The organism is Shewanella sp. Isolate7, from assembly GCF_022398425.1.
Classification (GTDB): domain Bacteria; phylum Pseudomonadota; class Gammaproteobacteria; order Enterobacterales; family Shewanellaceae; genus Shewanella.
In genome coordinates, this window is sequence record NZ_JAKEVJ010000006.1 from 16,675 (window position 1) to 31,355 (window position 14,681).

The 14,681-nt window shown below is 51.3% G+C and carries 9 protein-coding genes and 1 pseudogene; 6 read left to right on the forward strand and 4 right to left on the reverse strand.

Annotated features, from left to right (window positions below; all coding sequences use genetic code 11):
* Positions 1-482 precede the first annotated feature (482 nt).
* From L1D47_RS02340 to L1D47_RS02360, 5 genes and pseudogenes are all read left to right on the forward strand, one after another.
* Entirely contained in the window at positions 483-3,221 is a 2,739-nt protein-coding gene (locus L1D47_RS02340) for a TonB-dependent receptor (protein ID WP_239882399.1), read from the forward strand.
* A 134-nt stretch (positions 3,222-3,355) separates the two neighbouring features.
* Positions 3,356-4,858, forward strand: a complete 1,503-nt coding sequence (locus L1D47_RS02345) for a tryptophan halogenase family protein (RefSeq protein WP_239882400.1) — start codon at positions 3,356-3,358, stop codon at positions 4,856-4,858.
* A gap of 14 nt (positions 4,859-4,872) precedes the next feature.
* Positions 4,873-6,804 (forward strand): glycoside hydrolase family 13 protein, encoded by a 1,932-nt coding sequence (locus L1D47_RS02350; protein ID WP_239882401.1) that lies wholly within the window; start codon positions 4,873-4,875, stop codon positions 6,802-6,804.
* A gap of 140 nt (positions 6,805-6,944) precedes the next feature.
* The gene (locus L1D47_RS02355) at positions 6,945-8,807 is read left to right on the forward strand and encodes an alpha-amylase family protein (RefSeq protein WP_239882437.1); all 1,863 of its coding nucleotides are present in this window, start codon (positions 6,945-6,947) and stop codon (positions 8,805-8,807) included.
* A gap of 131 nt (positions 8,808-8,938) precedes the next feature.
* A pseudogene (locus L1D47_RS02360) lies at positions 8,939-9,236 on the forward strand (transposase); the annotation flags it as partial.
* A 40-nt stretch (positions 9,237-9,276) separates the two neighbouring features.
* On the opposite strand, the gene L1D47_RS02365 reads toward L1D47_RS02360, so the two are convergent.
* Both L1D47_RS02365 and L1D47_RS02370 read right to left on the reverse strand, forming a co-directional pair.
* On the reverse strand, positions 9,277-9,804 hold the full coding sequence (locus L1D47_RS02365) for a hypothetical protein (protein ID WP_239882402.1): 528 nt from the start codon (positions 9,802-9,804) through the stop codon (positions 9,277-9,279).
* A gap of 723 nt (positions 9,805-10,527) precedes the next feature.
* Positions 10,528-11,994 carry a DEAD/DEAH box helicase gene (locus L1D47_RS02370; protein ID WP_239882403.1) on the reverse strand — a complete coding sequence of 489 codons (1,467 nt, stop codon included), beginning with the start codon at positions 11,992-11,994 and terminating at the stop codon, positions 10,528-10,530.
* Between the two features lie 488 nt (positions 11,995-12,482).
* Between L1D47_RS02370 and L1D47_RS02375 the strand changes: the two genes are divergently transcribed.
* The gene (locus L1D47_RS02375; RefSeq protein WP_239882404.1) at positions 12,483-13,769 is read left to right on the forward strand and encodes an HD domain-containing phosphohydrolase; all 1,287 of its coding nucleotides are present in this window, start codon (positions 12,483-12,485) and stop codon (positions 13,767-13,769) included.
* 1 nt (position 13,770) lies between these two features.
* On the opposite strand, the gene L1D47_RS02380 is transcribed toward L1D47_RS02375, so the two are convergent.
* Together L1D47_RS02380 and L1D47_RS02385 are read right to left on the reverse strand one after the other, a co-directional pair.
* Positions 13,771-14,166: a DUF3465 domain-containing protein gene (locus L1D47_RS02380; RefSeq protein WP_239882438.1), complete on the reverse strand. Its 396-nt coding sequence runs from the start codon at positions 14,164-14,166 to the stop codon at positions 13,771-13,773.
* A gap of 63 nt (positions 14,167-14,229) precedes the next feature.
* Positions 14,230-14,661, reverse strand: coding sequence for a hypothetical protein (locus L1D47_RS02385; protein WP_239882405.1), 432 nt, complete (start codon positions 14,659-14,661; stop codon positions 14,230-14,232).
* Between the last annotated feature and the right edge of the window lie 20 nt (positions 14,662-14,681).

Consider the following 14,681-nt stretch of genomic DNA (forward strand, 5'->3'; position numbering starts at 1 on the left):
GCCCCTATGTCACCAACGACTATATTAAAGGCAGCTGCCTGCCTTCGGGTTGCATACCTGTCACCCAATCGTTGTCGACGAACAATTGTTATTAGAATGAAACGAGCATACGTCATCCGGGAAATCGGGTTCAACACCACTGCATACGTATGCAAAACAGACAGGCGTGAAGCACCTTCTAGGCACCTAGAGTAAAGGCAAATAAAAACATAGAGTTAATCTGATTTTGGCGGGCTATTTTGTGACCTTGCGCACCCCAAATGGCGGCCTTTATGAGGCTTGGGTCACTTTTGAATACGTATGCATAATATTGTGACCGCGACGAATGCGAGAGTAGTATCGGGTCTGCTACATAACAACTTAGAAACAAGTACAATAACAAGCACTCTCATTCACCTATATAGCTGTGAACAAGGGTCCCCCCTTAATTTCACACATAAGAAGTAATACAGAATGAATAGAGTGAAAAAAGGGGAAGATGGATGTTTCAATTTAAACCTAACCTACTCACGCTAGCCCTGCTTACCGCCGGTGTCAGTGTGCAGGGTTTTGCAGCAGACGCGGTAGAGACAGAAGACCAAGCGCAAGCCCAGCAGTCGATCGAAGTGATTGAAGTCACCGGGATCCGTCGCAGCTTGCAAGAGTCTCAATCACTCAAGATGTCCTCATCATCTGTGGTCGAAGCCATTTCGGCTGAAGACATAGGTAAGTTGCCAGACGTGAGTATCGCCGAGTCGTTAGCTCGCCTGCCGGGTGTTGCCGCGCAGCGTCTCGATGGCCGCGCGAACGTTATTTCGATTCGCGGTCTGGGCCCAGACTTTACGACCGCCACCTTAAACGGCCGCGAACAGGCCTCGGTTAACGACAACCGTGGTGTTGAGTTCGACCAATACCCTTCCGAGCTGCTAAACCGCGTTGTGGTTTACAAGACACCGGATGCCTCTGTGATGGCACAAGCTATCGGCGGTACCGTCGATATGCAGACCATTAGCCCCCTAATTCATGGTGAACAGACAGTCGCTGTCTCACTTCGCGGTGAAATGAACGATCTTGGTGCACTTAACAGCGATTCAACCGACAAGGGATACCGCAGCAGCATCTCATACATCGACCAATTCGCCGATGAAACCATAGGTATTGCGCTGGGCTACGCCCGTATGCAATCGCCTAACCAGGAAGAACGCTGGCAGGCCTGGGGGTACCCAGAGCTAGATTACAACCCCGAAAACCCTAAGGTATTAGGCGGTGCCAAGCCATTCGTTCGCTCGAGCGAACTTGAACGCGACGGCGTACTCGCCGTATTCGAGTATCAGCCAAACGACAGCTTTAAGTCTGTTATCGACCTCTACTACACCAAGTTTAAAGATGAACAGCGTCTTCGCGGCATCGAGATCCCAGGTCAATGGGGTGGCGGCTGGGCAAACTCAGGCATCACCGCGCTGGAAACCCAAGACGGTCTGGTAACCAAAGGTGTGATCAACGACGCAGCAGTACTCGTACGTAACGACATCAACGTGCGTGACGCCGAGTCACTGTCGATTGGTTGGAACAACAAATACGCCATCAACGATAACTGGAATATCGAAGCCGATGTCGCCCTCTCTAAGGCAAGCCGTACCGATCTGGGTATGGAAAGTTATGCGGGAACAGGCCGTGGTAACGGCAACGGTACCACCGACAGCTTAGGTTTCGAATATGACGGTCAGGGCGGATATGACTTCACCCATAACCTAAATTACGCAGATCCCGATCTGATCAAGCTAGGCGGCGGCTTTAGCTGGGGCGATCCGTTAAACAATGATAACAACGACAGTCAGGATGGCTTCATCAACAAGCCAGAGATTGAAGATGAGCTTAAGTCACTGCGCCTTGCGGCTGAGTATATCTTCGATGACGGCGCTATCAGCAGCATCCAGTTTGGTGTGAATCGCACCGACCGTGAAAAGAGCAAGCGCGACAACGGCTACTATCTGACGCTTAAAGACTACCCAGATATGCTGACCGTACCAGAAAAGTACCTGTTAGACCCAACATCGCTGGCTTTCTTTGGCATGGGTGACATGCTGAGCTACGACTCACTCGCCTTCTACAACGACGGTAACTACATAGAAACCAACGCCGATTCGGTGGATCTTGGACGTGCCACCAACTCGTGGGATGTATCGGAAGAGGTGACTACGGCATTCGTTAAGGTAAACCTTGAAACCGAACTCTATGATATCCCGGTCACAGGTAACCTTGGTTTACAGGCTGTCTACACAGACCAAAGCTCAGACGGCACGGTAGCGACGGCAGATAGTGGGACTGTTGTCAAAACCCCTATCACCGCAGGTGATACTTACACTGAATGGCTACCTAGCATCAACCTTGGCTTCGAAGTCGCCGAAGGTCAGATGGTTCGCGTTGCCGCTGCACGTACCCTTACCCGTGCACGCATGGATAAGATGAACGCCAACGTTAACTTCAGCTATAACGCCAATCCAACAGATGGTGTTAACTGGTCCGGTGGTGCAGGTAACCCTTATCTGCGTCCTTGGTTGGCCCGTCAGTACGATATCAGCTACGAGAACTACTTCAGCGATCAAGGCTACTTCGCCCTGGCTGTGTTCTACAAGGATCTGGAAAACTATATCTATGATCAGCAATCCAACTTCAACTTTGGTGAGCTGTTCCCTGAGCAAACGGGCAACCCTATCGGCAGAGTGACTCAGCCACAGAATGGTCAAGGCGGTTATGTTCGCGGTATTGAGGCATCACTGTCATTGGACTTCGGTCTGTTTGCCGACAGCTTGGAAGGTTTTGGTACCATCCTAAGCGGTACCTACAACGATAGCGAAGTAAAAGAAACGCCAGATAGTGAACCAACAACGCTACCGGGTCTGTCTGAGAAGACCTTTAACGCCACGGTTTACTACGAAAACGCAGGCTTCAGTGCTCGCGTCAGCTCTCGCTACCGTAGTGACTTCCTGGGTGAAGTCACCAAGATCAGCCTGCAGCGTGAAAACGTGAACATCAAGGCGGAGACGGTTGTCGACGCGCAGATTGGTTATGACTTCTCTGAGAGTGGAATTGACGCCCTTTACGGTCTGTCGGTGCTCTTCCAGGTGAACAACCTGACCAACGAGCCATTCACCTCTTACTTTGGTGATGACAAGCGCGAAGTGCGTGACTTCCAAAACTATGGTCGCAACTATATGTTAGGTTTGAACTACAAGTTCTAAGCTAACACGCCTTTAAATTAGCCTCTGTAACCCTGTTACGGGGGCTTTTTTTTAAGGTGACTATTATTGTCCTAGTTGTTAAAGCACAAGTTTTTAAAGCGTAGGTTTTTAAGGTGTAAGTTAAGGAGCAAGCCATGACATCAGAGATTAAACACCTGGTCATCGTAGGTGGCGGCAGCGCAGGTTGGATGGCGGCAGCCATGCTTAGTCGCATGATGGGCCGGCAACTTAAGATCACCCTGATCGAGTCAGATCAAATCGCCACCGTCGGTGTTGGCGAAGCCAGCATCCCCCCTCTGCAGCTCTTCAACCGCGCATTAGGCATTAACGAACACGACTTTCTTAGGGCGACTCAGGGCACCTACAAGCTGGGGATCGAATTTGAGCATTGGCTCAAACAGGATCAGGCGTACATGCACGCCTTCGGCACTCAGGGCAAAGATCTTGCGCTCACCCCCTTTCGCCACCTCTGGCTAAAGTCGAAGCCTGAGTCGGCAAGTGACTATTGGCGATACTCCCTTAACTATCAAGCTGCTAAGGCCAATCGGTTTCAACCCTTAGCTCAACTTCCTGGCACAGATCTTCCTGGGATCAATCATGCTTACCATTTCGATGCAGGCCTCTATGGTAAGCTGCTGGCACACTACAGCCAGCAAAACGGCGTTAACCGTAAAGAAGGCAAGATAACCCGAGTCCTATTAGATGGCGACAGCGGTGATATCGACTGTCTCGAACTCGAAAACGGCGAAAGGATCCGCGGCGATCTCTATCTGGATTGCTCGGGATTTCACGGCCTCCTCATCAAACAGGCGCTTAACGTCGAGTACCTGGATTACCGCGAATGGCTCCTGTGTGACCGCGCCATCGCCATGCCGACGATGGCAACTCGGCCAAGGCGCCCCTATACCCGGGCCAGCGCCCATAAGGCCGGCTGGTGCTGGCAGATCCCACTACAACACAGGACCGGTAATGGCATCGTCTACTCGAGCCAATACATGAGTGACGATGAGGCCTTATCACTGCTGGAAAAACAGGTAGACGGCGCGCCCATTGGCGAGCCGAGAAAGATTCAGTTCATCCCGGGACGCGTCGCCAAGCAGTGGCATAAGAACTGTGTCTCACTGGGGCTCTCAAGTGGCTTCTTAGAACCTCTGGAGTCCACCAGTCTGCATCTCATTCAAAGCGGTATCATACGCCTGTTAAAGCTTTTCCCTAACCCGCTGAATATGGGTGCACTGAGGGATGAATATAACCGCCAATCGGCTGAAGAGTTTGAACAGATACGAGACTTTATTATCTTACATTACAAATTAAATCAGAGGGATAATGACGAATTTTGGCAACATTGCCGCGAGATGTCGGTGCCAGATACCTTAACCGCCAAGATGGCATTATTCTCCGCCTCGGGCGTAATAGATTGCCCCCAGGAATCCCTCTTTAGCGAAAATGCCTGGACCCAGGTGATGCTGGGGCAAGGCCTCATGCCTGCGAGTGCCCATCCCCTCGCTAGCGCACTGACAACAGAACAAACCACAGAACTACTCCGTAATCTAAACAGAATCATCACCAAGACGACTGACGCCATGGCGAGTCATGATGACTACCTCAAACAACACTGCGCCGCGCAGTCAGAGTAAAAAAGGATAACCAGATGAAACTCTCTTACCTCTCTCGAAGCATAGCTTTAGGTGCTTTAGGTGCTGTCATTGCACTGGGTGGCACCACTTTTTCAGCTCAGGCCACCAACAACAATGCATCTCTTCGTATCGAGCCGCTCAACTGGTGGGCGGGCATGCACCACAGCCAGCTGCAGCTGATGGTTCACGGCAAAGATATCACCAAGGCCAAGGTCAGCATTAAGGCTGACGGCGTGACCCTTAAAGGCGTTGAGACCACCGAGAACCCCAACTACCTGTTTGTGAACCTGGACACCCAAGGCGCCAAGGCGCAGACCCTTGAGCTCACTTTCAAGCAAACCGATCGTGAGGCGATGCATGTTAGCTATGAGCTACTCAAGCGCGATAACGCCAGCGCGGCCCGCCAGGGCTTTGGCAACCAGGATGTCATCTATCTCATCACGCCGGATCGCTTCGCCAACGGCGATCCAAGTAACGACAACCAGAGCGATATGCTAGAGCGCGCCGATCGCAGCAATCCCGGCGGCCGCCATGGCGGTGATATTCAGGGGATCATCAACAGCCTAGATTATCTGGCCGATCTCGGCGTAACTCAGCTGTGGATCAACCCGCTCACCGAAAACAATATGGCCGAGTACTCCTATCACGGCTACTCGGTCACCGACCACTACCGTATCGATCCCCGATTTGGCAGCAACCAGGATTACCGTCAGCTTGCCGTGAAGGCCAAAGAGCATGGCATTGGCATCATCGCCGATGTGGTGGTCAATCATATCGGTGCCAATCACTGGTGGATGCAGGATCTACCCAGCCAGGACTGGCTCAACCTTGCCCCGGCAACCGAGAAAGTTAAGACGCTTAAGCCTATCTTTACCAGCCACAGACGCACCACGATGCAAGACCCCTATGCTACTGAGCAAGACAAGCAAGAGTTCAGTCATGGCTGGTTTGTCGAGTCGATGCCGGATCTAAACCAGCAGCAGCCACTGCTTGCCAACTACCTGATCCAAAACAGCATCTGGTGGGTCGAATATGCCCAGCTCAGCGGCATTCGCGAAGACACCTACTCCTATGCCGATAAGGACTTCCTGGTCGATTGGACCAAGGCCATCATGGCCGAATACCCTAAGTTCAATATCGTCGGTGAAGAGTGGACAGGTAACCCCATCACAGTGGCCTATTGGCAGAAAGACAAGGTAAACAAGGATGGCTACCGATCGGCGCTGCCGAGTCTGATGGACTTCCCCCTCTACGAGACCCTATTAAAGGCGCTGAGTGAGAAAGAGAGCTGGAGTGATGGTCTAATCCGCCTGTTCGAATTTTTGGGTAATGACATGGTCTATGCCGACCCGACACAGCTGGTTCTTTTCGAGGGCAACCACGACACCAATAGGATCTATAGCCTGCTGGGTGACAACCTGGCACTGACTAAGATGGCGCTGGCCTATGTGCTGACCAGTAACCGCATACCACAGATCTTCTATGGCTCAGAAATTTTGATGCAAAGTCCAACCAAAGATCGTAATGACGGTATTACTCGCTCTGATTTCCCAGGCGGTTGGGAGGGTGATGCCATCTCCGTTTTTGATAACAAAGGGCTAAATGCGGATCAAGCATCCATGCTGAGCTTTACCCGTACCCTGCTCAACTTCCGTAAGACGGCGAGCTATATCCACAACGGCGGCCTTCGCCACTATGTGCCTAAAGATGGCGTTTACGTGCAGATGCGCTGTAGCCAGCAAGATTGCGGCGACAAGGCACGTCTCATGAGCATCTTCAACAAGAACGACAAGCCGGTCGAACTGTTACTCGAGCGCTATCGCGATCTACTGGGCAATGCCCGCAAGGCGCGCAATGTGATAACAGGCGAAAGCGTGATACTTGATGAAACCCTCTCCCTCAAGGAGCAAGGCGTTACCCTACTCGCCATCGAGGAAGCCAATTGATGCTAAAAGCAAAATCAGTACAACCTATGGGCGCTCGCCCAGTACGTCAGAGGCTTAAGACCTTAGACCCCATGGTTCGCTTAGCCACCATTAGCGGTTTTACCCTGCTGCTATCGGCGCAGGCCATCGCCTTGCCGCAGATGGAGATTCGCTCCAGCGCGAGCCTGCATGAAAATGCCACAAACAAAGTGAGCCAAACGCAAGTTGCAAACGTAGATAAACCCGTTATCTATCAGGTGTTCACCCGCTTGTTTGGTAACACCCAGACCGCCAATGTCCCCTGGGGCACCAAGGCGCAAAATGGCGTAGGCAAGTTCAGCGACTTTACGCCCAAGGCGCTCGAAAGCATCAAGTCCCTCGGCGTCAGCCATATCTGGTATACCGGGGTTCCTCATCACGCGCTGGTGGGCGACTATCAGACCTATGACATAGGATTGGACGATCCCGATGTGGTCAAGGGCCGTGCGGGCTCGCCCTATGCGGTGAAAGATTACTATAACGTTAACCCGGATCTGGCAGACGATCCCGCCAAGCGCCTTGAGGAGTTCGAGGCGTTGATCGCCCGCACCCATGCCGCGGGGATGAAGGTAGTGATAGACATAGTGCCCAACCATGTGGCGCGCGGCTATCACTCACTTTCGGCCCCGCATGGGGTGAGCGACTTCGGCGCTGATGACAACACTCGGCTAGCCTACGCCAGAGACAACGACTTCTATTATGTGGTGGGAACCCCCTTCGAGGTGCCAGATCTTAGCCAGGACCTTAAGCCCCTCGGCGGCCAGGCCCATCCCCTCGTCGATGGCAAGTTCGAGGAGTTCCCCGCCAAATGGACGGGTAATGGCGCCCGCGCGGCCAAGCCAGATCAGAATGACTGGTATGAGACGGTCAAGATCAACTATGGCATCAAGCCAGATGGCAGCATAGATCATCCGCAGTTGCCTAAGGGCTTTGACAGCAAATCTGTTGCCGAGCATTACGCCTTCTGGCAACAGGTACCCAAGCAAAGCATCCCCAGCTCCTGGCATAAGTTCAACCAGATTACCCAGTACTGGCTAGCCAAGGGCGTCGACGGTTTTCGCTATGACATGGCCGAGATGGTGCCAGTCGCCTTCTGGAGTTACTTAAACAGCAATATTAAACAGACGAACCCTGATGCCCTGCTGCTCGCCGAGGTCTATACCCCAAGTCGCTACCGTGACTACATTCATCTGGGCAAGATGGATTACCTCTACGACAAAGTCGGACTCTACGACAGCCTCAAGGCGATCATCCAGGGTAAGGCGGGCACACCAGCAATCGAGCGCGATCGCAAAAGCGTTGCTGACATCGCCGGGCACATGCTGCATTTTCTGGAGAACCATGACGAGCAGCGTATCGCCAGCCCTGAATTTGCCGGAGATCCCAAAAGCGCCCTGCCCGCCATGGTGATATCGACAACATTGAGTGAGGCGCCCACCCTGTTCTATTTCGGTCAGGAAGTGGGCGAAGATGGCAGCGAAGAGGCTGGCTTTGGTAAGCCGAGTCGCACCAGCATCTTCGATTATATAGGTGTGCCGGCCCACCAGCGCTTCATGAACCAGGGCAAGTTTGACGGCGGTCAGTCATCACCCGATGAGCTGAGTCTGCGAGCCTACTACGCCAAGTTGTTGAACCTCAGCCATAGCCTGAGCGCCCTAAGCGGCGAATATGGCGATCTGCACAGGGCGAATATCGATCTAGGTAAGGGCTATGATGAAGCGCTATTCGCCTTCAGCCGCTTCGACGACAAGCAGAAGGTCATCATCATCAGCAACTTCGCCAAAGACAAGAGTAAGCAGGTGACCCTAAAACTTCCCGCCGCACTCATAAAACGCTGGCAACTCGCACCAGGCACTTACCCGCTTAAAGAAGTGCTGAGTGATAACATGCCCAACACGCCCCTCACACTAACGGCCAAGGGAGGCCAAGTCACACTCGAACTGGCACCACTTGAGTCGAAGGTGCTGGTGGTAGGAGAGAAATAAGCCCTGTCCCTTCAAGATATCAAAGCGAGTAGATTGAATATTAGTGCCACACTCGGGCTACTCGCTTTTGATTTCAACTCATCCTGTCAGATTTACCGCCTTACTAAGAGGCCCATAAATGATTGGCTAAAATTAGCGACGAAGGAGCAAAATCCAACTCCTTTTTGTCCTTTTAAATGAACCGCGAAAGTGGCTCTTACAAGGGCAAACGCAGGATCCGTGGTGGTCGCCATAGAATACGCACAGTCATACTTATGGCGATGATGTCAGCCAATACAGTGTAAGCCTGTTTTTAAGCGCTATTACCAGCGCCTCAAAGCGGCTGGCAAAATGCCGAAAATAGCACTGATCGCCTGCATGCAAAAGCTCATCGTGATCTTGAATACCATGCTTAAAAGCGAGGAGCTGTGGTGCGCAAAAAACGGATAAATATATTGACTAAACACCACAGTCACTTGTTATGTGCGTACTAAACTTTCTGCTCTAATTTGCAATATGCGCCAACTACTTCTTTCATATTGGCTGGTAAGTTTTTCATATTATCAATGATACATTTTAACAACTTTAGCCTTCGCTGTTCTTTAACTGTCTGTTGAGTCTCTTCGTAGTTTCGTGCATTAACGACCTTATCGAGTTCTCTACTAACTACTTTTGAATTATGTTCATCAGCATAGGCTTTAGTAATGTTAGAGTTTAGTTTGCCAGCTTTGAATTTAGACAAGGTTTGCTCAAAGGACATCAATTTTACTGATGCAACTTCAGACAAATAAATTGCTAATATGCTACGCAATACGTCTAACTTATCTGCATTGCTCCATTCCTCTGAGGCTAAGCTGGCATCAATTTGCTGAAATATTGGTCTTACTACGTCTTTATTTTCTGGCGTGACAAGTTCTGAGTACGAAACATTTTCAAAAAATAACCGATTGAAAAAGCTCTCGCTATCCGCAAACACTGAAGACGACACCAACAGTAAAATTAAGATGATTTTGTTCATTTTTCCTCTAAGCACATAACGCTTATTTAGCGAGAATGCCGCCCATGTAAATCACTACCACCTAATATACATCACGGCGAATTTTTTTAAACATCTGAAATTTATACCAATAATGGCATTACATAACAAGGGGAAAGTGAGCTGCCCGAAAACAAAGCGAGAATCGCAAGATTACATAATAGGAAGTGAAAGTGGGGCTTTTTGGCAATATCCCATTATATCCGTATAGATCAGCAGTATAGCGAGTAAAGGTTGGCAACCTTCTGAACGATCAACTAGTCACCCTAAGAGTCATCAAAAGTGGTCAAATCGAAGAGACATTTAGATACCAGTGTAWGCACGCTYTTGGCTCTCGGCGGCATGGCCAAATATGTTCCCTACATCTTTTGGCATTCCCTACATCCATGTAGGTCAGTGCCGYCGTGAAGCCTCCAGGGACGGAACCTCGGCGTGCCAAAAGAGTGCTTGCACATTCCCCCGCCGGGCAGGCGTTAGGTTGCAATGAAGGTATGACCTTCAATAGCCTCCACAACATCCATTCAGGTCAGAAGACGCATAGCGTGTCACAGGCGTATCTGCACATAAGCACACCGCAGGTGATAGGTTGCCGTGAAGGTACGACCTTAAATTCCCTCTGCAACAACCAAACAAATCAAAGGATAAAACCACCAGCCACAAAAAAGCCCTCAATCTGAGGGCTGCTAACTTTTCTACCTTTAAACCTTATTTCTTACCCGGTCGGCTATCTGTCCAGGGGTTAAAGGCTGGCTTTTGTTCAGCTTTATGCTCCGAGCTTTGATCTTTACCACCGCGATCACCAAGCGCTGCTGATTTAGCTTTAGCAGGCCTAGCCATCTTATCGGCGGAGTTACCTTTATAAGGTGAAGCTTTTTCATGGGACTTAGACTGTCCTCTAGGCTTATCTTCTCTGCGCTTTTCCTTAGCGCCCTTAGGCCCTTTCTCGGCTTGGCTAGTCGACGTTTCACCGCCCTTCTCACCCTGCGCCTGCTCACGCTTGGCCTTAGGCACATAATTGAGAATCGAGACAGGTACAGGCTTTCTCGGCGCAAAGCCTTCGATCTCGCGGCGCTCAAGCAGGTGATCGAGACGGCTCTCGATCATGCAGAGATTCTTAAAGTCGTCCTTGGATACCAAGGAGATCGCCTCGCCTTTGGCTCCGGCACGGCCGGTACGCCCGATGCGATGCACATATTCGTCGGCGGGAAATGGCAGATCATAGTTGATCACCAGCGGCAGGTTATCGATATCGATCCCGCGCGCCGAGATGCCGGTGGAGATAAGATAGGCTATCTTGCCCGCCTTGAAATCCGCCAGGATCTGCTCACGCACCGCCTGGGTACGACCGCTGTGAATGCACTCGGCCTCAATACCCCGCTTCTCGAGTTGGCTTACCAGCTTGGCGGCGCCATGTTTGGTCTCGATGAAGATAAGCGCCTGTTGCCAGGCATTTTCTTTTATGAGATGACTGAGCAGCGCAGACTTCTTATCCTTATCCACAGTGGTGATCCACTGCTCGATATCGGGCCTACTCTCCTCATTCTTGGTCACCGACAGGTGGATCGCCTTAGGTAGTGCCTGTTTGGCCAGCTCGCGAACCGGACGAGACAAGGTGGCGGAAAACAGCAGGTTCTGCCTGTCTTGCGGCAGTGTATCTAAGATCTTGGTGATATCCTCGATAAAGCCCATATCGAGCATGCGATCGGCTTCATCGAGCACCAGCAACTCGACCTCATCGAAGCGAATGGCCCTCTGGGTATAGAGATCCCGCAGGCGACCCGGCGTGGCCACCACAATATCCACGCCCTGGATCAGTTGCAGCTTCTGCGCCTGCACATCTACCCCGCCATAGACGGCCATAGACGCTAGCCCCACGCCTTTACCGTACTCGCAGATGCGGTCGTTTACCTGCAATACCAGCTCTCGGGTAGGCGCCAAAATGATCGCCCTCGCCCGCTTCTTGCGCTGAGTCTGGCCCTGCATCAATTTAGCCAGCATAGGCAACACGAAAGTCGCCGTCTTACCACTGCCGGTTTGGGCCGCCGCGATCAGGTTCTTGCCCTTAAGCGCTAAGGGAATGGCTTCTTGTTGGATCGGCGTTGGCTTGTGATAACCGAGTTGTTCAAGGTTAGCCAACAGGGCTGTGGGCAGGCCAAGATTTGCAAAGGTCATGAATTCTCTCTTAGTGCCAAAAGGCGAAAATTAGGGCAGAAAAGGCAAAAATTAGGGCAGAAAAGGCAAAAATCGCCAGCCAATCAATCGGCTGGTAAAACGAAGCGCGCTAGTATAACAGAGCCACCTGCTAAGACTAGCGCAGATTAGTCAAAGTACACCAGGGACGGAATAACAAAGCAGGAATAAGAAAACAGAAACAGGGAGCTGAGTTAGTCCCCTGACATCACAAGCTAGGCAATCCTATGCCATAACGGCGTCTTATTCACATTTTTATACAAAAGAAATGATTTAGCGAAAGGTAAATTAACCCGCGAGCGGTGTTATGAGTAATAATGAAGGAGTGGTGAAAAAACATGCGCCGGCATGACTAACACATAAAGTTTGCTTGGCACAGGGTTTTAACACAAACTGATACACAGTAGTTAGGATCTCGCCAGAGAAGCTGTGCCGGTAAATTTCCGCTCTGGCAGCGCAAAGGATTGACAATGAGTGATCTCTATTTCGCCCCATCGACCTCCCATGATCTTCACGACACCTTGCCTATCTGGCGAGAACTGATCTTCAAGCGCCTATTTGGCCTGCTCGCCATCTTGTGTGTGCCAGTCTATATCACCAGCGTTTATCTCTGTATTCAGATGGGGCTGATCGGCATGGCCGCCTTCGATACGCTAGCCTATCTTCTGCTGCTCTACATCTTATTGGCCCGGGGACTCAGGCAGAGCCTACGCTACTGTATCGGTTGTTTGATGTTTTTCGCCATCGGCGTGGCCTTTCTCATCACCATAGGGCCAACCGGTGCCGGCTTCTTCTGGCTGTTTGTGTTTGCGCCGCTCACCAGCATATTAATTGGCAAAAAAGCCAGTCTATGGGCTCAACTGCTCAACGCAGCCGCCCTCATCTCCATCGGCGTCGCCTACCATAGCCAGTGGTTTCAATGGCCCGAGACCCAAGGCTATAACGGCTTTATCTGGTCAGTAGTGGCGATAAACTTTGTCGTCACCAACGCCATGGTCACTCAGTCAGCCGCCTTCCTGCTGGGTAAGTTGACCCATTCGCTGCGCTCGACCACGGCATCCCGAAGGGCGACCGTGATGGGGCTAGCAAAGCTGGCAGAATATCGGGACAACGAAACCGGCTCCCACCTTATCCGCATGCAGCACTATGCCAAGATGCTGGCCACCCAGCGTCAGGCGGATAAAGATGCGCCAATTGAGTTAACCGATGATTTTATTCAGGAGATCACCCTGTCATCCATTTTGCACGACATTGGCAAGGTGGGGATTGCCGATGCCATCTTGTTGAAACCAGGCAGGCTCACCCCTGAGGAGTTTGAACAGATAAAGGCCCATCCCGTAATCGGCGCCCAGGTATTGGAGAGCCTGCTCAGCTATGCCCCCGAATGCGCCTTTATCAAGATGGGACGTGATATCGCTGGCGGTCACCATGAATGGTGGGATGGTAGTGGCTATCCGGCGGGGCTAAAAGGCGAAGCGATTCCACTTTCTGCCCGCATCGTCGCCCTGGTGGATGTGTATGACGCCCTCACCTCGCCGCGCTGTTATAAACGCCCCTTTAGCCACCAAGAGGCGATGGACTTAATCTGCCAAGATAAGGGAACCCACTTCGACCCTAAGCTGGTCGACAGCTTCATGGCCATTAACCACAGATTCGAACTGCTGTCGCGCGCCTCCCTGTTCGAACAACCACTCAAACAGCCACTGAAGGGGCAGCCCGCCGCGTTGACTAACTCAGAATTAGAAACCAGCCAGTAAGTTATTGGTATTTTTGCCCATCATGACTTAACCAGCCCGCCGTATGACGACCATTAGGATCCTTGTGTGTCCAATGGATCACGCCGCCGCGATTATTCCATTCATACTGCCCGAAGAAGCCAACCCTGTCGCCAACCTTAAGATCAGCGATACGCGGCGCAAGATCGATATTATGGGCCACTAACAGGGTCTGGCCGCTGGCCAGGCGCACAATGAAACGCTGATGACGACTCCCCTTGGTGTCGTCACCGAGCAGGCGTATCACTTTCCCTTCTCCCTGGATCTGCAGCCCACTTTGCTTTTGTTCAAACGCCTGAGCCAACAAGCCGTCGTTGGCGAGCAGAGGCAGACTCGATGCAAAAGCCAAGACAATGGCTAATAACCCGCGATAGATCATCTTCATTTTTCAAACCTCATTGCGTTCTACTAAGACTGCGTGAATGACTCAAGTACCACAGACTCAATTGCTTTCTATCATGCGACGAGGCATCACTTCTGAAGTCAGCAACACCTTTATCGGCTGATGTTCTGGGTTATTTTCACTCACAAGATAACTGACCTTAGGCATCTTATTGAGGCGGGCCTGAGTCATCCAACCTTCGGGCGTAGAGCCTACCAGTGTCTTACTCACCTCATTGCCCTGACTATCGATAACCACAAAATAGCTAAACTTGCCGGCCCCCTTAGGGATCCAATTGGGGCGCGACTTCAACATAAAAGGTTTTACCGGTTTGGCCTGCCAATAGTTATCTAAGTCTGCCGCACTGACTTCAAGCAGGTTATTGAGTACGGCGCTATCGCCAGAATTCGATGCACTTGAGGGCGCTTGAGAGGTACCACAGGCCGTTAGTGCCAGAGTTAATATGACCTTGGCAATCAATTTTTTAGCCATTTTTCATCCTTGAATAATAG